The 26608-nt window shown below is 39.5% G+C and carries 25 protein-coding genes and 1 pseudogene; 7 read left to right on the forward strand and 19 right to left on the reverse strand.

The genetic code is table 11. The annotated features are described in order from the left end of the window. Positions 1–53: 53 nt before the first annotated feature. Entirely contained in the window at positions 54–2189 is a 2136-nt protein-coding gene (locus tag GZH82_RS10015) for a DNA topoisomerase III (protein ID WP_162682350.1), read from the reverse strand. Positions 2190–2326: 137 nt separating this feature from the next. Between GZH82_RS10015 and GZH82_RS10020 the strand changes: the two genes are divergently transcribed. Next, positions 2327–3190, forward strand: a complete 864-nt coding sequence (locus GZH82_RS10020) for a GNAT family N-acetyltransferase (protein WP_238989555.1) — start codon at positions 2327–2329, stop codon at positions 3188–3190. 119 nt (positions 3191–3309) lie between these two features. On the opposite strand, the gene GZH82_RS10025 is transcribed toward GZH82_RS10020, so the two are convergent. Further along, a complete protein-coding gene (locus GZH82_RS10025) occupies positions 3310–4218 on the reverse strand; it encodes an AEC family transporter (protein WP_162682352.1) in 909 nt (302 codons plus the stop codon). Positions 4219–4324: 106 nt separating this feature from the next. Between GZH82_RS10025 and GZH82_RS13960 the strand changes: the two genes are divergently transcribed. Both GZH82_RS13960 and mspA read left to right on the forward strand, forming a co-directional pair. Further along, positions 4325–4495, forward strand: coding sequence for an SE1832 family protein (locus GZH82_RS13960; protein ID WP_203232801.1), 171 nt, complete (start codon positions 4325–4327; stop codon positions 4493–4495). A gap of 68 nt (positions 4496–4563) precedes the next feature. After that, positions 4564–4881, forward strand: a complete 318-nt coding sequence (gene mspA / locus GZH82_RS10030; RefSeq protein WP_162682353.1) for a membrane stabilizing protein MspA — start codon at positions 4564–4566, stop codon at positions 4879–4881. Between the two features lie 149 nt (positions 4882–5030). Here mspA and GZH82_RS10035 read toward each other — a convergent pair whose 3' ends face one another. From GZH82_RS10035 to GZH82_RS10045, 3 genes are all read right to left on the reverse strand, one after another. Then, positions 5031–6188, reverse strand: a complete 1158-nt coding sequence (locus GZH82_RS10035) for an aminotransferase class I/II-fold pyridoxal phosphate-dependent enzyme (protein WP_162682354.1) — start codon at positions 6186–6188, stop codon at positions 5031–5033. A gap of 202 nt (positions 6189–6390) precedes the next feature. Continuing rightward, positions 6391–9546, reverse strand: coding sequence for an efflux RND transporter permease subunit (locus tag GZH82_RS10040; RefSeq protein ID WP_162682355.1), 3156 nt, complete (start codon positions 9544–9546; stop codon positions 6391–6393). Positions 9547–9771: 225 nt separating this feature from the next. Then, positions 9772–11052 (reverse strand): lipid II:glycine glycyltransferase FemX, encoded by a 1281-nt coding sequence (locus GZH82_RS10045; protein WP_162682356.1) that lies wholly within the window; start codon positions 11050–11052, stop codon positions 9772–9774. A gap of 115 nt (positions 11053–11167) precedes the next feature. Between GZH82_RS10045 and GZH82_RS10050 the strand changes: the two genes are divergently transcribed. Next, positions 11168–11422, forward strand: coding sequence for a hypothetical protein (locus GZH82_RS10050; RefSeq protein WP_162682357.1), 255 nt, complete (start codon positions 11168–11170; stop codon positions 11420–11422). On the opposite strand, the gene GZH82_RS10055 is transcribed toward GZH82_RS10050, so the two are convergent. Then, positions 11413–12180 carry a VOC family protein gene (locus GZH82_RS10055; RefSeq protein WP_162682358.1) on the reverse strand — a complete coding sequence of 256 codons (768 nt, stop codon included), beginning with the start codon at positions 12178–12180 and terminating at the stop codon, positions 11413–11415. The genes GZH82_RS10050 and GZH82_RS10055 overlap by 10 nt on opposite strands. Before the next feature lie 173 nt (positions 12181–12353). Between GZH82_RS10055 and GZH82_RS10060 the strand changes: the two genes are divergently transcribed. Continuing rightward, entirely contained in the window at positions 12354–12800 is a 447-nt protein-coding gene (locus GZH82_RS10060; protein WP_162682359.1) for a MarR family winged helix-turn-helix transcriptional regulator, read from the forward strand. Between the two features lie 248 nt (positions 12801–13048). Beyond that, positions 13049–14911: pseudogene (locus GZH82_RS10065) on the forward strand (endonuclease/exonuclease/phosphatase family protein). 76 nt (positions 14912–14987) lie between these two features. On the opposite strand, the gene moaA reads toward GZH82_RS10065, so the two are convergent. Genes moaA through GZH82_RS10095 form a run of 6 tightly spaced genes read right to left on the reverse strand, consistent with a single transcriptional unit; the run spans position 14988 to position 19068 of the window. Further along, the gene (gene moaA, locus GZH82_RS10070; RefSeq protein ID WP_162682360.1) at positions 14988–16010 is read right to left on the reverse strand and encodes a GTP 3',8-cyclase MoaA; all 1023 of its coding nucleotides are present in this window, start codon (positions 16008–16010) and stop codon (positions 14988–14990) included. Between the two features lie 16 nt (positions 16011–16026). Next, positions 16027–16632, reverse strand: coding sequence for a molybdenum cofactor guanylyltransferase MobA (mobA, locus tag GZH82_RS10075; protein WP_162682361.1), 606 nt, complete (start codon positions 16630–16632; stop codon positions 16027–16029). 9 nt (positions 16633–16641) lie between these two features. Then, positions 16642–16875 carry a MoaD/ThiS family protein gene (locus tag GZH82_RS10080; protein ID WP_162682362.1) on the reverse strand — a complete coding sequence of 78 codons (234 nt, stop codon included), beginning with the start codon at positions 16873–16875 and terminating at the stop codon, positions 16642–16644. Continuing rightward, entirely contained in the window at positions 16872–17330 is a 459-nt protein-coding gene (locus GZH82_RS10085) for a molybdenum cofactor biosynthesis protein MoaE (protein ID WP_162682363.1), read from the reverse strand. Before GZH82_RS10085 ends, GZH82_RS10080 begins: the two co-directional genes overlap by 4 nt. Positions 17331–17335: 5 nt before the next feature. Beyond that, entirely contained in the window at positions 17336–17812 is a 477-nt protein-coding gene (gene mobB / locus GZH82_RS10090) for a molybdopterin-guanine dinucleotide biosynthesis protein B (RefSeq protein WP_162682364.1), read from the reverse strand. After that, a complete protein-coding gene (locus GZH82_RS10095) occupies positions 17809–19068 on the reverse strand; it encodes a molybdopterin molybdotransferase MoeA (RefSeq protein WP_162682365.1) in 1260 nt (419 codons plus the stop codon). Before GZH82_RS10095 ends, mobB begins: the two co-directional genes overlap by 4 nt. A gap of 70 nt (positions 19069–19138) precedes the next feature. On the opposite strand from GZH82_RS10095, the gene moaC reads away from it, so the two are divergent. Beyond that, a complete protein-coding gene (moaC, locus tag GZH82_RS10100) occupies positions 19139–19624 on the forward strand; it encodes a cyclic pyranopterin monophosphate synthase MoaC (RefSeq protein ID WP_162682366.1) in 486 nt (161 codons plus the stop codon). A 501-nt stretch (positions 19625–20125) separates the two neighbouring features. Here moaC and GZH82_RS10105 read toward each other — a convergent pair. From GZH82_RS10105 to galE, 7 genes are all read right to left on the reverse strand, one after another. After that, positions 20126–20626, reverse strand: a complete 501-nt coding sequence (locus GZH82_RS10105; RefSeq protein ID WP_162682367.1) for a MogA/MoaB family molybdenum cofactor biosynthesis protein — start codon at positions 20624–20626, stop codon at positions 20126–20128. A gap of 15 nt (positions 20627–20641) precedes the next feature. Then, complete coding sequence (locus GZH82_RS10110; RefSeq protein ID WP_203232883.1) at positions 20642–21646, reverse strand: ThiF family adenylyltransferase; 1005 nt, start codon at positions 21644–21646, stop codon at positions 20642–20644. Positions 21647–21937: 291 nt separating this feature from the next. Beyond that, a complete protein-coding gene (locus tag GZH82_RS10115; RefSeq protein WP_162682369.1) occupies positions 21938–22543 on the reverse strand; it encodes an ATP-binding cassette domain-containing protein in 606 nt (201 codons plus the stop codon). Then, positions 22544–23215: a molybdate ABC transporter permease subunit gene (gene modB, locus GZH82_RS10120; protein WP_162682370.1), complete on the reverse strand. Its 672-nt coding sequence runs from the start codon at positions 23213–23215 to the stop codon at positions 22544–22546. Between the two features lie 9 nt (positions 23216–23224). After that, positions 23225–23998 carry a molybdate ABC transporter substrate-binding protein gene (gene modA, locus GZH82_RS10125; RefSeq protein WP_162682371.1) on the reverse strand — a complete coding sequence of 258 codons (774 nt, stop codon included), beginning with the start codon at positions 23996–23998 and terminating at the stop codon, positions 23225–23227. 99 nt (positions 23999–24097) lie between these two features. Next, entirely contained in the window at positions 24098–25591 is a 1494-nt protein-coding gene (gene galT, locus GZH82_RS10130) for a UDP-glucose--hexose-1-phosphate uridylyltransferase (protein ID WP_162682372.1), read from the reverse strand. 12 nt (positions 25592–25603) lie between these two features. After that, on the reverse strand, positions 25604–26596 hold the full coding sequence (galE, locus tag GZH82_RS10135) for a UDP-glucose 4-epimerase GalE (protein WP_162682373.1): 993 nt from the start codon (positions 26594–26596) through the stop codon (positions 25604–25606). Positions 26597–26608 lie beyond the last annotated feature (12 nt).

Consider the following 26608-nt stretch of genomic DNA (forward strand, 5'->3'; position numbering starts at 1 on the left):
TTTCCGAACTTTATATCCAAAAAACTATATTTCGTTCGATATTTACCAGCATATTACAAGTTCAATCCTTTTAATGCATCTTTAAATGGATTATTCTCCAACTCGTCTTCTTTCATATATTTCTTCATTTCTCGCTTCGATACTTTATCTTTACCTTTATTTTTAAAGCGTTGATCCATATGTTCCTGCGTTTCGGTATAACCACAGACACAACGATACGTCGCTTTTTTACCTGTGCCGAATTTCGTCAATCGTTTCTTACATTGTGGACATCTCGCATTCGTTTTCGTTTTCACATCTTTCTTCGTTTTACATGATGGATCTTGACAAACGAGCATTGATCCATTCTTCGTGTTCACTTTTAACATAAATTTGCCACACGTCGGACATTGTGCAGACGTTAAGTTATCATGCTTATATTTTTGCTCACTCGATTTAATCGTATTAATAATTTCATGCGTAAACTGTTTCATTTCTTGCATAAACTGGTGTGCTTTGTACTGTCCTTTTTCAATTTGCATCAATTTATCTTCCCATTCAGCTGTGAGTCGTGGTGAAGTTAATGCAGGTGGCGCTAAATCTAAAATTTGTTTTCCTTTAGAAGTGACTTTAATTTTGCCGTCTTGACTTTCGATAGCATTCATATTAAACAACTTATCGATGATGTCCGCACGCGTCGCAACCGTGCCAATCCCACCTGTCGATTTTAAAGTTTGTGCGGACTTTTTATCTTTTAAATCGAAAAACTTATCCGGTCTCTCCATCGCTTTAAGTAGTGTGCCTTCATTAAAATATGCTGGCGGTGTCGTTTCGTGAGCCACAATTTGTAGTCGCCCTACATCGAGTGTTTCTCCCTGTTCAAACGACACAGCACGTTCTCTTTGTCCGCGATCTTGTTGTAATTTTTTAAAGCCCAACTCTATCGGAACTTGTGATTGGTATGTGAATACATGTTTGCCGATATTCACTTCAACCTGTTGTGCACGATAGCGATACGGTGGCATCAAAACTTCTAAATAGCGCTGTGCAATCATCGTATAAATTTTTTCCTCATTCGGCGACAATGTCTCAACGTTCGCACGCACTTCTGTTGGGATAATCGCATGGTGATCCGAGACTTTTTGATTGTTCACAAACGATAATTTCTTCGCTAATGGCTGTTTTAAAATCTCTCTCGCATAAGGCATCAAATCAGCACCCATCGTTGCCTGTACGCGCTCTTTCAATGTATCCACCATATCTGTCGTCAAATAATTCGAATCTGTACGCGGATATGTTACTAATTTATGTCGCTCGTACAATTGTTGTAACGTATTTAATGTTTGCTTAGCAGCTAAATGATATTTTTGATAAGCCGCTTGTTGTAAATCGGTTAAATTAAATAACGGTTGCGGATAAACTTTTTTCTCTTTTTCATGTACGCTGTTCACTTGTGCTTGCTTATTTTGCAATGCATTCACAATGGCTTCTAACTTTTCTTTCTGATAAATGCGTCCGTCATGTTGATAAGTCATTGTCACACCATTCACTTCAGCTTCTAAAGTGTAGTACTGTTGCGGTTTGAAATTTTTAATTTGTTCTTGACGCATTGCTACGAGTTGAATCGTTGGCGTTTGCACACGTCCAAGTGATAATTGTGCATCATATTTCGTCGTCAATGCACGTGTTGCGTTAATCCCTACAATCCAGTCCGCTTCACTTCTCGCTAACGCAGCTTCGTATAAATGTTGATACGCACGGCCGTCTTTTAACTTTTTGAAACCTTCTTTAATTGCTTTAGGTGTGACAGAACTGATCCATAAACGTTTAATCCGCTTTTTCACGTGCGCCTTTTCAATAATCAAACGTGCAACTAGCTCCCCTTCTCGCCCTGCATCCGTTGCAATAATCAATTCCTTAACGTCACTGCGCTTCATTAAATGTTGAACTGTATTAAATTGTTTCCGTGTCTTACTAATAACAACGGATTTCATATGTTTCGGTATAATCGGTAAATCCTCTAACACCCATTGCTGGTACTTTTTATCATATTGTTCGGGTGTTGCATTCGTCACTAGATGCCCGAGTGCCCATGTGACGATATATTGTTGGTTTTCAAAATAACCTTCTTTGCGTGTTCCTACATTTAAAGCATTGGCAATATCACGCCCCACTGATGGCTTTTCTGCTAATATCAGCGCTTTACTCATGATTCATTCCTCCATATTTCGTTACAATTATTTATCAAAAAACAACTCTTTAAATCTCAGTTGAATGCTTCACAAGTTGCTTTCATTTCATATCAAAAAAACTTATAATTAAGTTAAGTATATCATTAAGGAGGCGCATGATGAAGATATCTCAAGTTACTCCCAATCCTGCTATTGCGTCATTTATTCAAACGTATGTGTCAGAACGTCCGTCCTATACAAATAAGTTGCCACTAGATGATGAACAAGCGCTCTTTACATTTTTAGAAGAAGCTGCAGATGAAACAGGGTTATTTGTAGTTGAAGAAGCCGAAGAAATTCAAATGCTATTACTCTGTATTTCTTATTCTGAAGACCGTTACAAAGTCATTGGTCCGATTGTAAAAACGGGTTATGAACCAACGAAAGAGACGTTCAAGCAACTTTTCGATACCATCACAGTACAACACCAACAACCATCGACGTATTACTTTGCATTTACGGCTCAACACGCACTGATTAAAACGTTTATGAAAACCATTGGCGCTTCGTACACATTTACTGATTATCACCTAGAAACGAGTCAAGATTTGGACGAAACGCAAAACTTACATCATATGATTCCGTATAGTAAAGCGTATTATCGCTATTTTCAACGGTTGCACGAAGATACGTTTACGCACAATGCAATGACTGCGAAAGAAATTGTGACATCACTAGACGAGCAACATGAACTCGTTTTGTATATGGCAGAGGGCATTTTAAAAGGGTACTTATACTTAATTTATGATGAGTCAGAGCGTCATGCAGAGATTAAGTATTTCTCAAGCCATGAGGACTATCGCTTAAAGGGCATTGCGTTCGACTTAATTCAACATGCGATTCACCGTGCGTTAACAAGACCTGAGATCGAACGTGTCTATTTTAAAATACGTAGCAAAAATCATAAACTGGTCGAACGTTTTCATGAGCTCGGCTTTAACATTTCATCTGAATATCAAAAGTTTAAAATTTATAAATAGATTCGTGCATATATCAAAATATACGAACAATGATGATTGGGTACATCATTGCATTGTCACGAGATAGCCATACACGATGAAGAAAGAGGCAGGGACACTGACTTCCCCAAGCCTCTTTTTTATACGAACCAATATTGATATAAGTATAAAATCACAATACTGATCACAATCGTTACGTTACTGGCCATTGCAATGACAGGTAACGTCCGGTATTTAAACTGAACCGCATAAGACAGTGCTGCAACGCCAACGGGTAACAACCAAATGAGCTGTAATGTCGTTTTGATCATCGCATCGTCTACCGGTAAGAAAAAATAGACGAGCGTTCCGAATATTGCACCAAAACTATAGTGAAGTACAAGATATTTAAGTGTTAACGGCAAAAAGCGTCGTTCTAATCTAAAGTCCATTAAAACACCAAGTAAAATCATCGAAAGTGGTAAGTTGGCGTGGCCTAAAATATCGAAGAAACGAATAGCTGTGTGTGGTAAATGCCATTGAAAAATATTGAGTACTAACATCATAATATATGTCATCAACGGAACAGATTTCATCATGTTCCATACGATTTGCTTCGGATTAAAACCGCCACCTACTTGCTTGAAATAACTCGCAGCGAAATACGTTAGGCCAAACATCACGATTGCCCCACCGATATCTGCCATCCCAAAATACAACAACCCTTGCTCAGGCCAAATTTGTTGGACTAACGGATATGCAAAAATGCCGATGTTGAGTGCTGCCATCATCATCGCGACAGTCCCACGCACTTCATTACTATATTTAATGAATATGAGCACAATTAACACTTTCGTCACTATACCGTATAAAATCATCATCACAGGCAACACGGCGAGTGATGGCGTCAAATTGACATGATTTAAATTGACGATAACGACAGAAGGCAACGTCACATTGAGAACTAACGTCGAGATCACACGACTGTCTTTTCCGTTAATATAGTCGATGCGCTTTAGGATGTACCCTAGTGCAATTAATAATAATATCATCAAAAAATTCTCTGTCATGATACATTCCCCTTTGAAACAACTTGCTTCTATATTACTGTAAAACGTTTTAATTAAGCAATGTTAACGTGCTATAATGAAAAGGATTGATATAAGGAGGTGCCCTATGGATTTAGAACAGCAATTACAAGAGCTTAAAATGGACTATGTACGATTACAAGGTGATTTGGAAAAACGCGAGTCCACGTCTCAACAAGTCGATCCACTGATTCAACAACTCGAACAAATCGAACAACAAATTGCTGATGTACGTAGGCAACTTCAAGAAAATCGTTAAAGGGGCCATTCAACTCTAACTTAATCAACATTTGACTTCACTAGCAAGATACAGAAAGGATGTACTTCATGTTAGCTTACTTAATCTTATTACCCCTCATGTATTTGATCGTTGCCTATATTAGTATTTTTAAAATGCGTATTATGATGCCGAAGTTATTAAGAGTGATTATGGGGCTATTACTCATCATTGTAGTTGCGACTTCACTCGTCTATTATCCTGCAGAAACTTGGTGGGTATTTGTCGTCTTAATTTTATTAATCGGTAATGTTGAAATTACAGCATTCAAACATTCTAAAAATGATGAAAAAGGTGTACGTATTTTAAATATGATGAGTCTTTTTATTCTCGTTATTTATATCGTACTTGTTTCAGTTTTTATTTAAAATCTACCATTTACATATTCATATCATGTGTCCATGAAGAACTAACGTTGTGTCTCAGTCATAGCGCTCCGTTAGTTTTTTTGCTAATGACTGAACACGAAAAGAGGACCGATGCGACGTATGTCATGTCATCAGCCCTCCTTATTTTTCTATGATTGACGATAAAGTGACTTCAATGAGACTAAGCGTGCAATCGCCTCATCTAATTGTGCTTCATCAATCGCAAATGATAGACGCACGTATCCTTCCCCTTCTTCACCAAAAGGATGCCCCGGTGCTGCTAAAATAGATTGTTCTTGTAGTAAATATTGAATGAATGCATCACTCGAAAAACCTTCTGGACATTTCAACCATAAGAAAATGCCCCCTTTAATTGGTTCATGCGGAATGGCTGCTTCATTCAAAGCCATTTCTATTTTATCGCGTCTCTTCTTAAATGTGTCATTTTGCATTTTCAGTTCATGATCACATTCATTTAATGCGACCGTACATGCATCTTGTAACGCCCCGTACATGCCGGCTTGAGTATGTGTGTGATATTTACGAAGATTCGCAATCATTTCCTCGTTACCGACCGCAAAACCGACACGATAGCCGGACATATTATAACCTTTTGAAAATGAAAAAACTTCTATAGCACATGATTTCGCTCCGTCTGCTTGGAGAATACTTGGGTTCGGTTGGTCGAATCCAAATGCTTGATACGCAAAGTCATGTACAATTTTTGTAGGCGTATTTTTAAAACGGTCAATCGTCTCTTGGAAAAATTCAGGTGTTGCGACAGAACCAGTCGGATTGTTTGGATACGTTAAATAGATAAGTTTTGTATTTGTGGTATCCACTTCATTCCAATTCGGTATGTAATGACGTTCAGGCGACAATTTTAACGGTTTAGGTATTCCCCTTGCGAGTCGCACCCCTGCATCATAATCTGTGTAGCCTGGATCTGGTAATAACACTTCGTCACCAGGCTCAATGACACACGTAGGCAATGCAACAAGTCCATTTTTCGTGCCATACAATAAACAAACTTCTTGATTTGGATCAAGCGTAACGTTGAATTGCCGTTCATAAAAATCAACAATCGCTTGTCTGAATGCGTCTTTTCCTTGAAAGGCTAAATATTTTTGATTGGCAGGCTTCACAATCGCTTCCTGTAATGCTTTTATAATTTCAGGTGGTGTGTCGCCATCAGGTATACCGACTGCCAAGTTAATCAACGGTAATGGCCCATGTTCAATCTTTTGTCCTACTGTTTTACCAAAATAACTGTCTGGAATTTCACTTAAAATTGTTGTATATGTCATCGTCTTCCTCCTTACATGCATTCATCTTATAGGAAAATATCGATACCTATAAAGAGAAAGGGCTGAGACAAAGTCATGTATATATCCTGTCTCAACCCTCTTGTTTATGTTTAAGGTACTACGTGTTTTGCCTAATGATCTGACTCATTTCATTGAGGATAATGGTTTTATCTTACATAATGAATCCCTCTACGTCAATGGTTTACGCCTTCTTTTTGCGTCTTATTAACTTCGCTTTTAACGTAAACAAAATTTCATAAATGACAGGCACGACAATCAGCGTTAGCAATGTTGATGATAACAAACCACCGATAACCGTCGCCGCAAGTCCTTTCGAAATCAGGACGGAACTGTCTTGACCGAATAACAACGGAATCAACGCACCAATCGTCGCTATCGCTGTCATTAATATCGGTCGAATCCGTGTGCCGCCCGCTTCTAACAGTGCTTCTTTCATCGGTAAACCGGCTTTTTCATTCGTAATGACGCGGTCAATAAGGACAATCGCGTTTGTCACAACGATACCGATTAACATGAGTAGACCAATCATACTTGGTACAGACAATGTTTCGCCAGTAATAATCAGCGCGAAAACGACACCGATAATCGTGTATGGCAGTGCGAATAAAATTGTGAATGGTGCAAGGGCGCCTTTAAACGTCAGTACAAGTACGAGATAGACAATAATAATCGCTGCTAACATCGCCATCACCAATTGTGAAAATGCTTCTTGTATATCATCATTCGTACCACCTAATGACGTATGCACATCACTTGGTGTATCAAGTGCATTTAACTGTTTCATCACTTCTTGAGAAATCGTGCCAACATCATCACCTGAAATCGTTGCAGAAACAGTGCTGACATAATCGCCACCTTTTTTCACGAGTGCGTTCGGTGTTGATGTCGTTTTTAATGTCGCAATGTCACTCAACTTACGATTATCCCCAGTTGGAGATGGAATCGGCGTATTTTCTAATTTTTCTTTCGTCCAACGCGTGTCTTTTTCTTGTTGTACAACGACATCATATGTTTGGTTTTGATCTTTGACTTTCGAAACCGTCATATCTGGGATGTTTTGATTGAGCATCATCGCCAGTTGGCCCGCCGTCATTCCCGTTTTTGCCGCTTCATTTGGATCCACTTTCACTTCATATTGTTGATACGTTTCTGTTAAATCCGACTTAACATTCGTTAATCCAGACACTTGAGACATTTTTTCTTGAATCGCCTTCACCGTACCTTCAATCGCTGCAGTCGACGGTCCTGTCACTTCTACATTCAGCGTGTTAGACGTCGCACCTGTACCCATATCTAAGTTTTTCCATTCACCGTCATGATGATATGTCTTAATATGTTTCAACACGCGTTCAGGTTCTTGATCGAAGTTTGGTGTATCTGAATCATACTCGACCATTAACGCCATGTTATTCGTAGAGCCAGTGGGATCAACAGGTGATGCGCCACCAACGGAATATTGCACGTGACGGACATGTTTATTGTCGAGCAAATATTTTTCAACTTCTTCTGCATGCGACACTACTTTTTGCTTCGTTTCACCTGGTTTTGGTGTATACGTTAATGCCATAAACTTATCTTCACCGGTACTAATGAAGCTCGTTCCAATTTTCATACTACCTAATACGATACTACTGATTAAAATGGCTGTGCTTAAAATGATGACAATCCATTTATGATCTAAACTCCACTTCAACACTTTTCTATAACCACGACTTACTGTACCGAGCTCAGATTTCGGTTTGCGTTTCAAGCCACGTTTAAAGAAAATGGATCCGAGTACTGGTACGATCGTAATTGATACGAGTAATGAAGCGAGTAAGCTAAATGTAATCGCATAAGCAAACGGTCTAAACATTTCGCCAACCGAACCTGTCACAAAAGCAAGTGGTGCAAATACGACAATAGTCACTAATGTGGATGACATTATCGGTATGAACACTTCTTTCGTGGCAGATACGATGAGCCCATCTCCTGATAATGGTTCGTCTTTACGTGTCAGTCGTCTGTAAATATTTTCGATAACTACAATAGAATCATCAATGACACGACCAATCGCGACTGTAAGCGCACCTAATGTCAGTATGTTTAATGAAACATCTGTCAGTTTTAATGCCACCATTGCAATGAGTAAAGACAACGGAATAGAGACAATCGAAATCGCTGTCATACGAATATTTCTTAAGAACAACATGATGACAATGACTGCAACGATGGATCCGAGGAGTGCTTTTTCAATCATTGTATTTAGCGAATCTTTAATCGGCTTAGAAGTATCCATAATTTTGACCGATTTGAGTTCTGGATGTTCTTTCACGAAATCTTGAATCGTTTGTTTCACATCATTGGCGACTGATACTGTGTTGGCCCCTTGTGTTTTAACAATTTGAACATCGACAGCATCTTGACCGTTCGTTCTAGAAATCGATTCACGTTCATCTGATAACTTCACTTCAGCAAGATCACTTAATGCAATCGCTTGTGCACTTTGTTCATTGTTTGAAGGGGCTTGACCTGACGTTGTACTACTGATGTCTGATGTCCCCCCGTTTTCTTGTTGTCCTTGTGCGCTACTACTTGAAGACTGTGCCGCAAGCGCTAACGGAATTTGCATATTTTTGAGTGCGTCAACGGAAGCATATTGCCCATCAACGACAACAGATTTTTCTGTATCACCAAATTGGAATAAACCTAATGGAGACGTTTTTGTCGCGCCTTCAATATAGTCAGATACTTGTTTCGCATTGAGGCCAGCCTTTTGGAGTTTCGCATCATCGAACTTTATCGTCACTTTACGCTCGATTTGACCATTCACTGTAGCACGTTGAACCCCATCAATCGTTTGTAATTTTGGAATCAACTGTTCTTTAACAGCTTTTGTACTTGCTTTAACATCGTCATTTTCATGTAAAATCGAATACGCAACCACAGGAAAAGCGTTCATTGAATTCCGTTTGATGTCCGACGTCTGTGCCTCGTCTGGTAAATCCACCTTTTTCAACGCTTTTTCAATATCTTGTTCCGCTTTGTCCATATCCGTACTTTCATCAAAATTGACCGTAATCATGGATGCGTTAGATAAAGATTGTGTTTTAACACTTGTGACCCCTGCCATCCCTCGTATTTCTTCATCAATCGGGTCACTGATTTCTTTCATAACTGTTTCAGAAGTGGCACCCGGCATCGGTGTTGTAATCGTCAACATCGGTGGTTCAGTATCGGGCAACAATTCTAACCTCATTTTAAAACTTGCATAGACGCCTCCTAGTATGACAAGTAGTACCATCAACAAAATGGCAAACTTGTTCGATAACGAGAAGTCGATTAATTTTTTAACCACACGCATCTCTCCCTTTGAAATGACTTCACTACATCATTGTTTCAGCCCGTAAAAAATGTAGCCTTTCCATTGAATATGTATGATACAACGATGCGTATCGTTCTATCACTCTTAAAAGGTGACAGCGAATAGGCATCTACGAGATATGTAAATGTATTTCGTGCCACCTGCTCTGTTTATCTTTGTTGTTGTAACAACCTTTGAATGACACCATGCCCACCGTAGTTATGCGTTCTTTTGCCCTTTACGTTGTTGTATGGATTTGATTTGACGGACTAGTTTAATTTTAAGTTGTGTCAATTGAGGTTTAAATTGTTCGACTGCTTTATAAACAATAGGGTTCAATACATAGTCAAATTCACCAATTTTTTCACTCAAACGTGTTCCCCATGCCTTTTTAAACGCCCATAAACCGTAGTGACTTGAATCTTTGTCAGGGTTGTTATCTGTCCCTCCAAAGTCATAAGTCGTCGCGCCTTTTTCACGTGCAAATTGCATCATTTTAAATTGCATGTGATGGTTTGGTAAAAAGTCTCGGTAATGGTTAGATGAAGCACCGTAAAGGTAATACGATTTATGCCCCGCAAACATCAGCAATGCCCCTGATAAATAAATGCCCTCTGGATGCGTGCGCTCAAGTTGTACCATATCTTCAATGAGCGCTTGGTTTTTCTTCATTTTTTGTGCTACATCTTTTAACTTATTTTGTACTTTTTTATTGTTTTGATCTTTTTCCGCTAACGTATCCATTTCAGTTTGTAACTTTTGTTGTTCTGCCTTTAACTCAGCTAAGACAGGTCTCGGTTCAAGTTTCACTAAGAACAATTCCGCGTCACCGTCTGGATGAAGGGCATCATAAATCGTTTCAAAATAAGAAACATCACGCGTTAAGAAGCCATCACGCTCACCTGTTTCTTTCATTAAATCTGCAAATATTTTCAAGTCTTCGCGACCTTTACGTTCCACTTTAGTTCCACGTTTTAACGCCAGTCTCACTTTTGAACGATTGCGGTTTTCAAATCTTTGAATTAACGCTTCATCTGACTGATCAATTGGGGTAATCATCGTCATACGCGGTTGAATGTAATCTTTAGCTAAGCCCTCTTTGAATCCTTTATGTTTAAAGCCCATTTGTAATAAATCTTGTACGACTGTCATCCCTTGATCAACTTCTACATCTGGGTCAATTTTAATCGTGTACGCCTTTTCACTTTGAGCAACTTTAATCGCTTCAGATAGTAAAGTCTTCACCGCAACGGTATTCGTATAATCAACAACGAAACCACGTGAAGCATAACATAGTGTAAAGGGTGTACGGGGTATCTTTTTAAAGAGTAATTGCGCTACACCTTTCAATTCACCGTTTTCTCCTACAGCGATACGTTTCGCATACCAACCTGTTAATTTTTTCGTATCTCCCCATTTTGTCAATTGTAGTAAATCACCATTTGGATGTGCTTTAACAAATGCATCATGTTCTTGATCGGTTATATTCATGCGTTTCATTTCTCGTTTAAAACTCCTTTTAGTTATCGTCTTCTCTTATTTTCTAGTATAATCAATGACACATTCGATTGAAACGTTACAGAACAGATGTTCAATACAAACTGGAGGTCTCTTTATGCGTCAATTGATTTTACTTTTACTCTCTATCATTAATATCATCTTTATCGTATGCACATTCGTTTTTCATATCGGCATCGACTACTTAAGTTTACGCATTATCTTTGTCGCGTTTTCATTGGTTGTCGGGATATATAGTGTGCTGCTACATAAAACGAAACAACAACTCTTGCTATCAGTCATAGAAGCCGTCATTGCACTGGTGCATATCGTACTCATCATTAGTGCCGTATATAGCGTTGTTTACGCTTGAGGTGGAATAAATTGATACCTTGCGCCTCTTGTACGAAAAGCAATTGGTGCATCAATGGTTTGATCGATAAATTGAACAGCTTCTATCCCGTCTTCTTTATCTTCCACCAATTTAAACTTGATTTTTTTCGCAGGACTTTGGAGGATCGTATAGCGGTCTGAAGTTTCAACTTCTTCCATATCAAACCATTTCTTCCAATGATCGACCATTGTTTGGCGTTGATATGTATTTAATGTAATCAAATCTAAAGTCAAATGTTGATGAAAATGTTCTTGAAAATCAGTTTCTCGCGCTTCATCTGACACGTTCCACTCTATAAAAAAGGGCATAATTACATCGAACTGATGGTTTGCTACATACAGCAGTCGCCATTGAATCGTTTGTCCTTTTTTATTCTCTCTCGTCATTTCAACCGGCCCTACCGTTTCAAGTCCTCTTTCTTCAAATTGTACTTTTAATTGTTCAATATCGTGCGTTCTAAAACAAATCTTTTTAAACCCTTGTCGATAACCATTTTCCATAATCGACGTCGCAAACGAGTGCTTACCTACATCTGTTTTAGACTGTTGTTTCATTTTTCCTCGATGATATATATCTATTAATTCAATATAAGATAAATCGATTTGGACGAGACGATTATAAGTCCCTAAATTTTCATGTTGACCACCTGGTTGAATTTCCAAATATTTCCCAGGAAACTCGAACTGATTTAATCCATCAATGTAATGAATCACGTGATCAAATTCTATATCTATCATTTGTGCGCTCACTCCCAATTCTCATGCCATAATATTATTTTACCAAATATTTGTTGTGAAATCTCGATATAACACATACTGCACTTTTGCTTTGACAAGCACGCTTTTATCCAACAACTTTAACATGAAGTGTTATAATATGCTTTAAGAACCTATTCAGAAAGGAGTCTCGTATGGAACCTTCAATATTATTTGATCATTTCACCAAACTTTACCGTCCCTATATTAAACTCGTCCATCCTTTACTCGATGAACATCAACTTTACCCCGCACAATGGTTAGTGATGAAAGATATCGCGATCAATCCTGGTACAACCCTCGTTCAAATTTCAAAACGCCGATCGATTGAAAAACCGACGACACGAAAAATTTTAAAAGCGTTGGATGCGCAAGGTTGGTTAATGATTCACCCAGGTGAAGTGGATAAGCGAGAAAAACTTCTCTATTTATCTGAATCCGGTCAAGCTATCCATGAAAAGTTAAAGTTACAGATTGGCCAATTACAGCGGCAAGCAATCGAGCCTCTTCAACTTTCAGACGATGAGATTGCACGTGCAACAGATATTTTAGAACAGTTGTATCAGTCGTTACTCGCACAACTTCAAAATGATGAAATATAACATTACCTACCTATTTATCAACATGTACTACGTTGATAAATAGGTGTTTTTTATTTCAACAGCTTCAGATGATGTCATGTCTTTCGTATCTTTGCTGTTTATCGAAAATCGTCATTATTTTAGCCCCTCAATGACATGCCGTTTCTAACTATTGTCCCTTTTTAATCAATTCATCAATTTTTTAAAATATTGTTATCGTTGTTTTGGTATACTTAACGCGTAAACAATATTTTTAAGGAGTCAATCTATTGAAAAGCAAATTAATAACTTCAACTTTATTGTTAGGCCTACTCACTACAGGCTCAATCTTCCACGATTCAGTTGCACAAGCTGAAACGGCACCCTCAACACTGATTCATGATATTCAAGGTTCGGGACATACATCACCTTTGAAAGATCAACGCGTTGAAAAAGTACCGGGTATTGTGACTTACATTTATAAGGCCAACAACTCCTATTATTTCCACCTCCAAACACCAGATGCGCAAAAAGACAACAATCCTGCAACTTCTGAAGGGATTATCGTCTTTGCCGGTAAAGAGAAACCTAACGTCAAAGTCGGTGATTTTATTTACGTTTCGGGCACGGTCCGCGAATATGCGATTGAAGGTTACACTGAAAAACAACAAACAGATTTACCATTGACTGAAATTGATGCACGTTCAGATAAAGCGGGGCAAATGATCGTTCGAAAAGAGAATTAACCTTTACCCAAACCGGTGAAAATCAAAAAAATCCCACAACAAATCGCTTCTCCTCAACATTTTTCTGTTTTCAAACCGGATACATATGCGATTGACTTTTGGGAAGCTTTAGAAGGCATGCGTGTGGAATTTGGCGATGTCCGCAGTGTAGGTCCTCAAGACCATGGCGAGGTGTTTACAGTACTTCATCAAAATCGTCGTGAAACGAAAAATGGTGGTATTTTATTAAAACCTGATAACGCCAATGGTCAACGTATCGCCTTTAAAATGAATGATGAGAGCATGCGAGCACAAGATTTTAATATTGCGACGGGGTATCGCTTCAAAGGGCCTTTAATTGGTGATGTGAACTACAGTTTTCAAAATTATAAAGTGAATATCGATTTAAAAGAGATGCAACAAGCACATGTTAAAGGGAAAGCACAACCTAAAGGCACGACATTAAAACCGTCCGAAAATAAACTGACTGTAGCGTCATACAACTTAGAAAACTTTTCAAATGACGTTAAAAGTTCAAGTGATGATAAAACACGTAAACTCGCAAATGGTATCGTTAGCCATATGAAACAACCTGACATTGTCGGAGTGACAGAAGTTCAAGATAACAACGGACCGGGTAAAGGCAGTTCTGACGCCTCGGCTTCATATGAGCGCCTCATTCAAGCAATTAAAGATGCCGGTGGTCCGACATATCGTTATGTCAATATTGATCCCGAAAATAATGTAGATGGCGGTCAACCTGATGCCAATATTCGTGTCGGCTTTTTATACAATCCAGAGCGTATAACATTTAACGATCACATTCCAACGGGTGATGCCACAACGAGCGTCAGTTATGAAAACAACCAACTTACACGAAATCCAGGTCGTATCGCACCACGAGACCCTGCTTTTGAGGATGTACGTAAATCGTTAGCTGCTCAGTTTGACTTTAAAGGGCAACAAGTCATTGCGATTGCTAACCATTGGAAGTCAAAACGCGGTGATGATGGCTTATTCGGCAGTCATCAACCTGTTCAATTAACTTCAGAACCACAACGCGTAGAAATCGCACATCGTATTGGTGAATTTACGGCGCAAGTGCTACAACAAAACCCTAACGCCGCCATTATTTCAGTAGGCGATTATAATGACTTTCAATGGTCAAAACCGCTTAAAACTTTTGAGTCATACGGTTTAACGAACATGGTGAACGATGTACCTAAAAACAAGCGTTATTCTTATGTATATCAAGGTAACACGCAAACACTCGATTACATTTTAGTGTCGCAACATTTAAAACGCCAAACGAAACTAGATATGATTCACGTCAATAGCGACTTCACTGACATGGCTGGCCGTGCAAGTGATCACGATCCAGTCCTTGCTCAAATTGACTTTACAAAGCAAATTAAAAAGCAGAAGTAACCTTTGACGTAAAAAAGCTAGGATGATGAAACTCCCAGCTTTTTTCTACTATTCATGTCAACGTATGTTCTAAAAATTATCCACCAATATAATTCATATTTATCTTCTTCTGCTGTCTCTTTGCCACTGTTTCTGCTGTCCGTTCATCAGAATAACGATCATCACGAATATGCCACAAAGCCTTCAACTGTGCCAAAATCTCGGCATCATTCGCTCCACTTCTCAATAGCCCTCGAATATCAAAGCCGCTTCCTGTACTGAATAAGCAACCGTAAAATTTACCATCTGAAGATAGACGTGCTCGCGTACAACTTGAACAAAATGAATCCGACACACTTGTAATCAGTCCAAACTGTGCTTGACTTCCAACATGGCGATAATATTGTGCGACTTCTCCATAATATTTTGGAGACACCGGTTCAATGTCAAATTCAGCAGCAATCATCTCCAACATCTCATCTTTAGTGACGACTTTACTAAAGTCCCAACCGTTATCATTACCAACATCCATAAATTCAATAAAGCGAATCGTTACGTCTTTATCTTTAAAATAACGGACCATTGGCAAAATTTGATGATCGTTGACGCCTTTTTGAACGACAACGTTAATTTTAACTTTTAAACCGATACTGATGGCATAATCGATTTGTTCAAGTACAGTTGTCGCCTTAATATCACGGTTGTTAATCGCTTGAAATACTCGATCTTCAATCGCGTCTAAACTGACATTAATACGACGTAATCCGGCGTCATACAGCTTTTGACCATGTTTTTTCAATAATAAGCCATTTGTCGTCAAACCAATATCTTCAATGCCTTCGATTTGTGTAATTTGAGCAATTAATTGATGGAGATCACGACGGAGTAACGGCTCGCCCCCTGTAATTCTCACCTTTTTAACACCTAATTGTGCATATAACTTTGTGATACGTACAATTTCTTCAAAAGATAACAATTGATCTTTCGGTAAAAATACATAATCATCACCGAAAACTTCTTTTGGCATGCAATAATCGCAACGAAAATTACATCTATCAGTTACGGAAATGCGCAAATCACGAATGGGTCTGCCCAATTTATCAAGTATTTGGTCTGCCATATTGCGCCTCCTTTTCTTATTTCGCTAGTTCTGCTTCTAATGCTGCCAAATCTTGTTGATAATTCACATTTTGATACCAATAGTGTGGACTCTCAATCGTATTCGCCTCTATCCAATCTGTAGAAACTTGCTCATACACATGTTCCATACTAAGATTATCCGACTGTAATACATTTTCAATAATAGGAAACACCCGCTTGTGATAAAAAGCAATGGTCGGTATCGGACGTGCTTCATCCATAAAACCAGCGATGTCTAAATGTTCTTCAATGAGATTTGCAACCATAAACTGGTACAGATGGCTAATCGCTTTTTGTGTAACCATGGGCGTATCAACAGAAATGACGAAATAGAGATCCTCATCTGTATCACGTGACATCGCACTATAAATACCAGCGAGTGGTCCTTTATCCCGATGTTTCGGTTCATCTACAACGACCGTGTCATGTTGAAATTGAGAAAATAGTTGTTCGTTCGTACTAATTAAAATCTCATTGAACATGTTCGTCGCTTGTATCGTTTGGACAAGTTTGTGATAAAACGTCGTCCCATTAATTTTCGCAAATGCTTTCGGTGAGCCAAATCTCTCTGAATGCCCACCAGCAAGTATAATAGCTTTCATGACTAATTTTTAACCTCCACTGACTGGCGGAATCAGTGCAACCACGTCGTATGGTTGAATGAGATCTTCCGCGCGTGCAAACTCTTCATTGATGGCAACTTGAAATTTTTTCCCTTGAATGACGGGATAGGTTTGGTATAAATGTGTTGTTAAGTCAGAAACAGGAATCTCATAATCAAAATGAAACACGTCTTCTGACCGATTCACAAGTTCTTTAATTTCTGCAAAGTATAACACTTTCACGATGAAAGTCCTCCTTTATTGATAGCATCGTCGTGATAACCGCGTTGATGCCCTTGCCATTCTGCACCATCTTCCCAAATTTCTTTTTTCCAAATTGGGACCACCTCTTTAATCCGTTCAATAGCATATTCATTTGCAGCATAGGCATCTTTACGGTGAGGTGATGATACGCTAATACAAACTGCAATATCAGAAATTTGAAGCGCACCAATACGATGGCCTATTGCAGTGATAGTACCTGGCCAACGTTTAGTTATTTCATCACCAATTTGTGCCAGTTTCTTTTCAGCCATAGGGACATACGCTTCATACTCTAAATATTCTGTGCGGACACCTTTCGTCCATTCGCGTACATGCCCTGTAAACACAACAACCGCGCCTTGTTTTTCATTTAATGTGTATGCGCGATATTTTTCCGGTTCTAACGGTTGTGTTGTCACTTCGAATTGTTTCAACCCGATCACCCTTCATTCGTTTGTATCCACTCAGTTAACCATGCTAATAGCGCATGCTCATCCGATGTTGTAGCATCTCTATTTACTGCAAACTTCACATTCGACAACTGTTGAAGTTGTTCATATTCTGCTTCATTACGATACACAATCACTTTATCGTAATGTTCATGTTTGTAACCTTCAACTAATATCATACTTTTTTCAATGGTAACACATTCATCAATTAAAGTCCGTAAAGGCATTTCATCCGCTCTTTGGACACTTTCAATATACTGATGGCCCTGTACAATACTTTGATCTGCCCCAGCATTAAAATGACGCATATGATCCATATGGTCAGCCGGCAACGTAATGTCCTCCCCAGCATGACCGTGGTGTTTAATCGTCACAACAGCATAGCCTAAACTTTTCACATGGGCCACTAGCTTTTGCATAAGCGTCGTTTTACCTACATCTTTAAACCCTACGACTTGTAAAATCATAAGCTACTCTCACGTTGATACGCTTCTGATGATGTTAATATCACTTGTACGTCGTGGCCTTGTTCAAATCCTCGTGTACCACCAGGTAAAACAATCATGGCGTTACTATGGGCAATAGATACGACTGCACCTGACTTGTTAAAACCTGATGGACGTACTGTCGCTTCACGTCCTGTGAGTACTACATTGGCACGAATAAAACGAGTAAATGGATTTGCCTTTTTAAAGTCTTCCATCAACGTCGCACGCACCATACTTGGATAACATTTTTCAGCATGCATCATATGGTACATCGCTGGTTTAACGAATAATTCAAAGCCAGAATAACAAGCTGAAGGATTTCCCGACAAGCCGAATAAATATTTGCCTTCTGATACCGCGACAGTCGTTACACTACCTGGTCTCATCGCTACTTTATTAAACAACACTTCTGCTTCTAATGCTTGATAAATATCTGGTAAATAATCAAAATCTCCTACCGACACGCCACCTGTTGTTATGACAATATCGTGCTCGGCAAATGCTTTTTTGACGACAGTTAAACTACTGTCAAAGTCGTCTTGTTGAATTTTATATAGTTCAGCTTCTATGCGTTCTTTACGTAATAATGCAGCAATCATCGGACCATTTGAATTACGAATTTTCCCTGGTTCTAACGGTGCATCAATATCTACAAGTTCGCTGCCCGTCGCAATAATCGCTACTGTCGGTTTTTGAAATACAGGGACATCAACATAACCAAAAGTGGCTAGAACTGCGACAACACCCGCATTAATACGTTGACCTTTCGTTAAGACGACATCGCCAGTCGCAGTTTCTTCACCTTTTAATGACACATTTTCTAGTGACTCGAACGGCTTACGAATCGTAAAACCTTCTGCTGTTTCTACCGTTTGTTCGAGCATAACAACTGCATCTGCACCTTGTGGCATTTCAGCACCTGTCATGATGCGTACAGCTTGCCCTGCTTCAAGTTGCTTCGTCGACACACTGCCTGCACCGATATGGTCTACTACTTCAAATGGGATACGGTTATCACTCGAAGCACCGACAGTATCGACACTTCTCACCGCAAAGCCATCATAAGGTGATTTATCAAAACGCGGAATGTCATAAGTCGCAACGATATCTTCAGCAAGAATATAGCCTTCACTTTCATAGATGTTCACTGTCGTCTTTTTCATTCCAATTGCTTGTTTCATAACACGTTGTATCGCTTCTGACACGGGGATAGGATGTCTTTTTTCTACTGGCATGATGAACCACTCCTAACAAAATGAAAAATTCATGCTATACTATCCTTGCATTCAAGTAAGGAGGAATAACATGTCTGAATTTACACACCTTAATGCACAAGGTCATGCAAAGATGGTAGATGTTTCTGATAAACAAGTAACCAAACGTACAGCCATCGCACATTCAAGCATTCAAGTTAATGCCACAATTTATGAACAAATTACGCAAAATACTAACAAAAAAGGAAATGTTTTAAATACCGCACAAATCGCAGGGATTATGGCTGCTAAAAATACATCGACCATTATTCCAATGTGCCATCCGTTAGCACTGACAGGTATTGATGTTGCCTTTGATTGGGACACTTCTGAAAATCAGTACATTTTGAACATTACGGCGACAGTCTCTACAAATGGCAAAACCGGTGTGGAAATGGAAGCCTTAACCGCTGCTTCTGCCACTGCGTTAACCATTTATGATATGTGCAAAGCTGTTGATAAAGGGATGGTCATCGGTGCAACTTACCTCGTTCAAAAAACGGGCGGTAAATCCGACTTCAACCGTACATCAAACTAAAAATATCACCCATCCGTGAAGAGACGGGACATCATTATTTTTGCAGCTTTACTAAGATAAATGAAAAGCGTTATATTGAATTATAAAATCAAATGAAATGTTATGGGGATGAAATTTTTGTCGTTTTCTTCTTTTCAAAAGTTTGCCCTGATTGATTTACAGTCTTTGATATTCAATTGCTATAATAAGCGAGACTCCTGAGGGAATGAGTGCATACTGCTAACAGTCACTTCTTTACTTTAAGTAGTGGTTACTGTTTTTCGCAGTAGCTGTCTGACTTCTCAATGCTCATGCTTTTGAGAAGTCTAGTCAGCCTTGCAGGGGCAGTACTACGAAATCTTTGTTTCACAAGAGATTTCTGTACTGCTCCCAAAATTTAATTCGGCTTCCTTCAAATGTACATTTCAATCCAGCCGAATTGAGTTGAGGCAAGTCCCCTAGGAACGCGAGCCTATGGTGGCAATTGTAAAATTCAAAATGGTTATCAATGAGGGCACGCTTTTATTTATTCATTTCATAAACTAAATGTGTGAGTTCTGGTAATATGAGTCGATTCAGCGCTAATTTTACAGCTCCCGTTGATCCTGGCAAACAAAAGACTAATGTTCGCTTCGCCGTACCTGCAACAGCTCGGGATAACAAAGCACGTGTCCCAACATCTTCTGTAAAGCTTAAATAACGAAACAGCTCACCAAATCCTTCAATTTCCTTATCTAATAACGGCGTCACCGCTTCAATCGTCACATCTCTCGGTGCAATTCCCGTTCCACCAGTCGTCACGATGACATCGATATCTTCTGTAATCCATTGTTGCACTGTTGATTGAATGGCAATCAGTTCATCTTTAACAATCGTGTAATGTTGAATTTCCACATCAAAATCTGCCGTTTGTAATAATGTTTGAACACTCTGACCCCCTTTATCCGTCTCAGTCGTTCGCGTATCGGAAACGGTCAATACTGCACAACGGACAGGTCTCTCTAATTTGACGTTCGTATGCATGGAATCACTCCTTCATTAGCCGAATAATTTATGTATCATCGCTTGTGCCGCGCCAATATCTTTTAAACCGTGGATGAGTAGGCGACCATCTTGAAAAGCAACAATACGTGAATTTTCAAATTTAAATTGTAATAAATAACCATTGGACTTGTAGGGTATTTCTCGCTCATCTAAAAATGACTTTAACTGCTCAAATGTCAGTTCTGGATGCTGGTATTGTACCGTATCTCGACCACATAAGGAGGCATAGGTGGACGATCGTGTATTTAAATACGGATAGCTCGGTTGATGACCACACGTTGGGCAATCCTCACGTTGCAACCGTCGCATGCCAAAAGCAAAATGTGTCTCCTCCCATATGTCGCCATAAGTCAACTTAGGTTCAATAGGTGTCTCGGTTAAAATTTTCAGTGCGTCTCTCAACTGAAAACTTGTCGTCATCGTGACAGCAGGTTGAATCACTCCTACCGTATCACACGTGAGATTGAGAGATGGAATTTGTGGGACTAAACATTGAAAACAAGGCGTTTCTCCAGGAACAAATGGGGCTGAAACATAGGTACTTTGCACGACACCACCATAAATCCATGGCACACGATAATAATACGCCGCATCATTTAATAGCATACGTGTTTCAAAATTGTCTGTCGCATCTAAAATTAAATCGACAGTCGGCACATGCGTTTCTAGAAAATCACTATCAACATGTTCAATGTAAGCATCAATGTGTACATCACGACGTATCGCCTGAAGCATCTCTTTTGCGGCCATCACTTTCGGTACACTTTCATCCGCATCCCGTTCCGTAAACAACGTCTGCCGCTGTAAATTGGAATGCTCGATATAGTCCCGATCAACAATGATGAGCTTCCCAATACCTGCGCGCGCTAACCCTTCCGCAAGATGTGTCCCTAATGCGCCCATACCCACAATGAGTACAGCTTTCGCATTGATTTTCTGTTGACCACTCGTCCCTATTCCTTTGTATAAAATTTGCCTAGAATATCGTTCTTCACCCATCATCTTAATCCTCTCCCACAATACTATTCTCAATTATACGGATTTTTCGAAAGGGACTCAACGGATTGAAACGGCAGATTACCCTATTCATCGCGAAGTAAAACGATGAAATCATAAGGGCCGATTCCCTATATATTAAAGAAGCGAACCAAAGATGTTGTGTGGATGTCTTTGATTCGCTTTTAAAACGATTTTATTGTGTATCATTATGATGTCTTATCCGAACAACTGAGCCTCACAGTTCCTTAGCCAATCACATTTTCACTGATTCTATCTGAACAACAGACTGGCTTATTCTATCACAATGACTTCATCAGCTAACGTGTCTGCTTCCCACTTCGAATGTGTCACAAAAATGATTGGAATATGCCATGCTTCAAAAATCCGCTTCACCAAGTCCATACTTTCTTTGCGTGACCCTTCATCCAAACTTGAAAATGGCTCGTCCAATAATAAAATTTCTGGTCGCATACTTAATGCTCTTGCCAGTGCGACACGTTGCTTTTCACCGCCCGAACAGCGCTCTGGATAAACGTGCTGCAAGTGTTCAATATTCAAATGTCTCATCAAATCTGCAATATGTGTATTAAAACGTGTCATAAATGTAATGTTGTCCAACACAGTCATATGCGGGAACAGTTGATAATCTTGAAACAAATAGCCGATGTGACGTTCGCGAATTGGAAGTTGTCGTTGCTGTTCTGTATCAGTCAATACACGCCCATTAATTTCAATTTTGCCATCATCTGGATTACAAATACCTGCAATGACGTTCAATAAAGTCGTTTTCCCAATCCCTGATGCACCTTGAATCGCATATATTTGAGGCCGGTCACTTTGAATTTGAATACCGATGTGACGTTGGTTAATGTTCATTTTTATTTGAAGGTTTAACAATTAATCCACCTCACGATAACGCTCTTGATTCATCATATTCATTGTTCCTATAATACTAATTGCAAATGCCACTAAAACGAGTACCCATAGCCACGCTTGATTTTCTCTACCCTGTTGAACGAGAAAGTAAATTTCTAACGGCAACGTATTAGTTTTACCAGGAATGTATCCCGCAATCATGAGGGTCGCCCCAAATTCACCAATCGATCGTGCAAAGGCAAGCATCGTCCCTGAAATGATGGCGCGCTTCGATAAAGGTAACGTGATTTTGAAAAAGATTTTTAGTTCAGAAGCTCCCATCGTCCGTGCAGTATTTAGCATACGTGGATTGATATTTCGAAAACCTTGGACCGTATGTTGATACATGAGCGGGAAACTGACAATGACTGAAGCCACGACAGCGCCTATCCATGTAAATACCACTTTTACCCCTAAAATATCAGTGAGCAGATGCCCCACAGGATGGTCCACCGAAAAAAACATGAGTAGTAAAAAGCCTAATACAGTTGGTGGTAATACGATAGGTAGCAATACAATACTTTCAATCAGATGTGTCCATTTCGTTCGTCTATCATACATCATTCGCGCGAGTGCTATTCCAAGTATAAATACGATGACTGTACTCACGAAAGCCACTCTAATGGATATCCAAAATGGCATTAAGTCAGGCATAATCATCACCTATTTTTCAAAATGATAGTCTTTCAAAATGTGTTGTGCAGTTTCACTCTTCATAAAGTCATACCAAGCCTTTGTCGCTTCAGTATCAGTCACTGTACCCATGCGATAGACAATTGGTGACTTTAATGGCGCGTCCGAAACTTTCTCTACGCCAGAATGCGGTGTTTTACCGACATATAAGTCTGTTTGGTAGACAAAACCTAACTGCGCATTCCCTTTATTGACATAGTTTAACACTTCACGCACGTCTTTCGCATAAACGATACGCTCTTCAACTGACGACCACTTGTTTTGATCTTCCAAAAATGTTTTAGCATATTTCCCGGCTGGCACTGATTTTACTTCACCGATTGCCAGCTGATCATTGTCTCCCAGTTGATCAACACGTTGAATGTCACTGCCCTTACGATGAATTAATACTAATTTGTTGTGGGCGTAATCATACGTATGTTGCACTTTTCCTTTTTCTTTCAACATATCGACATCTTTCATATTCGCTGACATGAAGACATCCACTGGCGCCCCTTTATCAATTTGTTCCCGCAATGCACCAGAACCACCGTAATTAAATGACACGTCGATATTAGGATGCTTTTCATGGAATGCTTTTTCTAATTCTTTCGTCACATCTGTTAAACTTGCGGCAGCAGAAATGGTCAACTGTTGCTCAGATGTCGATTTTTTATTATCCGGTTGCGCACCCTTTTGCCCACAAGCCGCTAAAATGACGACAACTAGCCCTGTAATCATGAGTATGCTAACCCATCTTGTCATAATGTCGCGCCTCCTCAATTGTTCTATTCACGTTAAAAATACGCTCGAAATCAGTATATCAAATTTCGAACGTATTTTGAGTCGATTCATATTTAGTTTTTAAACATTTAACGTTGCGATAAAACGTTGAAAAGCCGCTTGACCCGCTTCATCTCTTTTAAATACCCCTGCATCTTGAAGGACGCGTTCAAATTTATAACCGACTTCTTGACGCACAATCGCTTCAGCATCTTCCGTATCAAAATCATACTTCTCTTTCATTTCTTGTGCCCATGCGGTATGCACACCAAGGTCCAACGTTTCATCACCATTTAAAAATGCAATCACATCTTGCAATTCATTTTTTAAACGTCCAGGTAAAATCGCTGTCCCCATCACTTCGATTAAACCAATATTTTCTTTTTTAATATGTTGAACATCTTGATGAGGATGGAATAAACCATCTGGATATTCCTCGGTACGTTGATTATCACGTAACACGATGTCCATTTCGTATTGGCCATCACGGAATCTCGCAATCGGTGTCACCGTATGATGACGTTCTCCTGTATCACTATGCGCTTTCACTTGCACACTTTCATCACTGTAACCTTCCCATTGATGACGCATCCATTCACTCGCCGCAATTAACTGTTCCGTATCTGTCGCAGTTAAACGAATGACACTCATTGGCCATTTGACGATACCTGCTTGTACAGTCGGAAAGTCCACTAATTCAAATGAGCGTTCGATTGGAGCCAGTGCCATTGGAAAATCATGGCGACCAGCTTGATAATGATTGTGCGATAAAATCGAACCGCCAACAACAGGAATATCTGCGTTCGATCCAATCGTATAGTGTGGAAATTGCTTCACGAAATCAAGCAAGTTTTCAAATGTTGCTTGATTGATTAACATCGGTGTGTGTTCACGTGATAACAAAATGCTATGTTCATTAAAATACAGATAAGGAGAATATTGGAAACCCCATTCTTCGCCGTTAATTTGCATTTGCACAATACGATGATTCGAACGTGCTGCAGAAGTCATCGTCCCATAATAACCTTCATTTTCCATACAAATCGCACACTTTGGATAAGAGGAAGCAGGCGCATTTTTCTCACGCTCAATTTGTTTCGCATCTTTTTCAGGTTTTGATAAATTAATCGTAATCTCAAAATCACCATACGCTGTCGGCACATTATAAACGATATTTTTCGCAATCGCTTCTTCTTTAATGTAATGATTCAGATGGCTCAGTTGATAAAAATAATCTGTCGCCGCTTCTGGTGAAAGTTGATAACGTTTATAAAATTCACGATTCACTGTCGAAGGTCTCGGCGTGATTAAATCCATCAAACTGGCTTCTAACTGTTCACGCACTGACAAAATATCTTCAAATGCACCTCGCTCAATCGCATCTTCAATGAGTAAATTAACGACTTCAATCGGCGCTTGAGGTTGGATGTCATGTTCAGTGTCTAAAAGCGCAATATCATCTGCCTTCAAACGTGACAAAATTTGATTGACGACATAAATACGGTCCCCCGGTTCATAGTCGCCATGCGCAATAATATCATCTGCAAATTGATACACATGTGCTGCGTTTGCCATAATGAGCCTCCTTTAGACGTTTTCATAGCCGTTCGGGTGTTTTTGATGCCATTCCCAAGCAGTACGAATAATTTCATGAATATCATCATGTTGAGGTTGCCATTTCAATAACGCTTTCGCTTTATCACTTGAAGCGACCAATTTACTTGGATCACCCGCACGTCTAGGCGCCACGACTGCCGGAATGTCTCGACCTGTCACTTCGCGTGCAGCATTTAAGATTTCTTTCACTGAGTAACCGTGATTTGTCCCTAAGTTGAACGCACCACTTTCGCCACCCGCTTTTAAATAATCGTACGCTAAAATATGCGCAGAAATTAAATCTGTGACATGTAAATAGTCTCGAATTGGCGTACCGTCTGGTGTATCGTAATCATCACCAAACATTTTCAATTCATCACGTTGACCTAATGCGACTTGAAGGACAACTGGAATAAGGTGCGTTTCCGGATGATGATCTTCACCAATTGCGCCGTTTTCTTTAGCTCCTGCAACATTAAAGTAACGCAACGCAGCATAGTTCACACCATACGCTTCATGACACCAGCGCATCATTTTTTCCATCACAAGTTTACTTTCACCGTAAGGACTCGTTGGTAATTTTTGTGACGTTTCAACAATGGGTACTTCTTCAGGTTCACCATAGACTGCAGCTGTTGAACTAAAAATAATATGTTGGACATCATGTTCACGCATCACTTCGAGTAACACTTGCAATCCATAAACATTGTTATTGAAATATTCAAGTGGATACTCTACTGACTCACCTACTAATGAATACGCACAGAAATGGAACACGCCCTCAATGTCCTCTTTTTCGAAAACGTTATTTAAAAATTCGCGATCACGGACGTCCCCTTCATAAAAACGCGCATCTGCATGAACCGCCTCACGATGTCCTTTGACCAAATTATCAACGACAACAACATCATAACCCGCTTCAACTAATTGATCGACACAGTGACTTCCGATATAACCTGCGCCACCTAATACAAGCATAGACATACTCCATACACT

Source organism: Staphylococcus sp. MI 10-1553, from assembly GCF_010365305.1.
In the GTDB taxonomy this organism is placed as follows: domain Bacteria; phylum Bacillota; class Bacilli; order Staphylococcales; family Staphylococcaceae; genus Staphylococcus.

Excerpts from the sequence above, each read along its gene's own strand:
- GZH82_RS10015 (WP_162682350.1), bottom strand. The coding sequence starts at position 2,189 with ATGAGTAAAGCGCTGATATTAGCAGAAAAGCCATCAGTGGGGCGTGAT.
- GZH82_RS10020 (WP_238989555.1), top strand. The coding sequence starts at position 2,327 with ATGATGAAGATATCTCAAGTTACTCCCAATCCTGCTATTGCGTCATTT.
- GZH82_RS10025 (WP_162682352.1), bottom strand. The coding sequence starts at position 4,218 with ATGACAGAGAATTTTTTGATGATATTATTATTAATTGCACTAGGGTAC.
- GZH82_RS13960 (WP_203232801.1), top strand. The coding sequence starts at position 4,325 with ATGGATTTAGAACAGCAATTACAAGAGCTTAAAATGGACTATGTACGA.
- mspA (WP_162682353.1), top strand. The coding sequence starts at position 4,564 with ATGTTAGCTTACTTAATCTTATTACCCCTCATGTATTTGATCGTTGCC.
- GZH82_RS10035 (WP_162682354.1), bottom strand. The coding sequence starts at position 6,188 with ATGACATATACAACAATTTTAAGTGAAATTCCAGACAGTTATTTTGGT.
- GZH82_RS10045 (WP_162682356.1), bottom strand. The coding sequence starts at position 11,052 with ATGAAACGCATGAATATAACCGATCAAGAACATGATGCATTTGTTAAA.
- GZH82_RS10050 (WP_162682357.1), top strand. The coding sequence starts at position 11,168 with ATGCGTCAATTGATTTTACTTTTACTCTCTATCATTAATATCATCTTT.
- GZH82_RS10055 (WP_162682358.1), bottom strand. The coding sequence starts at position 12,180 with ATGATAGATATAGAATTTGATCACGTGATTCATTACATTGATGGATTA.
- GZH82_RS10060 (WP_162682359.1), top strand. The coding sequence starts at position 12,354 with ATGGAACCTTCAATATTATTTGATCATTTCACCAAACTTTACCGTCCC.
- moaA (WP_162682360.1), bottom strand. The coding sequence starts at position 16,010 with ATGGCAGACCAAATACTTGATAAATTGGGCAGACCCATTCGTGATTTG.
- mobA (WP_162682361.1), bottom strand. The coding sequence starts at position 16,632 with ATGAAAGCTATTATACTTGCTGGTGGGCATTCAGAGAGATTTGGCTCA.
- mobB (WP_162682364.1), bottom strand. The coding sequence starts at position 17,812 with ATGATTTTACAAGTCGTAGGGTTTAAAGATGTAGGTAAAACGACGCTT.
- GZH82_RS10095 (WP_162682365.1), bottom strand. The coding sequence starts at position 19,068 with ATGCCAGTAGAAAAAAGACATCCTATCCCCGTGTCAGAAGCGATACAA.
- moaC (WP_162682366.1), top strand. The coding sequence starts at position 19,139 with ATGTCTGAATTTACACACCTTAATGCACAAGGTCATGCAAAGATGGTA.
- GZH82_RS10105 (WP_162682367.1), bottom strand. The coding sequence starts at position 20,626 with ATGCATACGAACGTCAAATTAGAGAGACCTGTCCGTTGTGCAGTATTG.
- GZH82_RS10110 (WP_203232883.1), bottom strand. The coding sequence starts at position 21,646 with ATGGGTGAAGAACGATATTCTAGGCAAATTTTATACAAAGGAATAGGG.
- modB (WP_162682370.1), bottom strand. The coding sequence starts at position 23,215 with ATGCCTGACTTAATGCCATTTTGGATATCCATTAGAGTGGCTTTCGTG.
- modA (WP_162682371.1), bottom strand. The coding sequence starts at position 23,998 with ATGACAAGATGGGTTAGCATACTCATGATTACAGGGCTAGTTGTCGTC.
- galT (WP_162682372.1), bottom strand. The coding sequence starts at position 25,591 with ATGGCAAACGCAGCACATGTGTATCAATTTGCAGATGATATTATTGCG.
- galE (WP_162682373.1), bottom strand. The coding sequence starts at position 26,596 with ATGTCTATGCTTGTATTAGGTGGCGCAGGTTATATCGGAAGTCACTGT.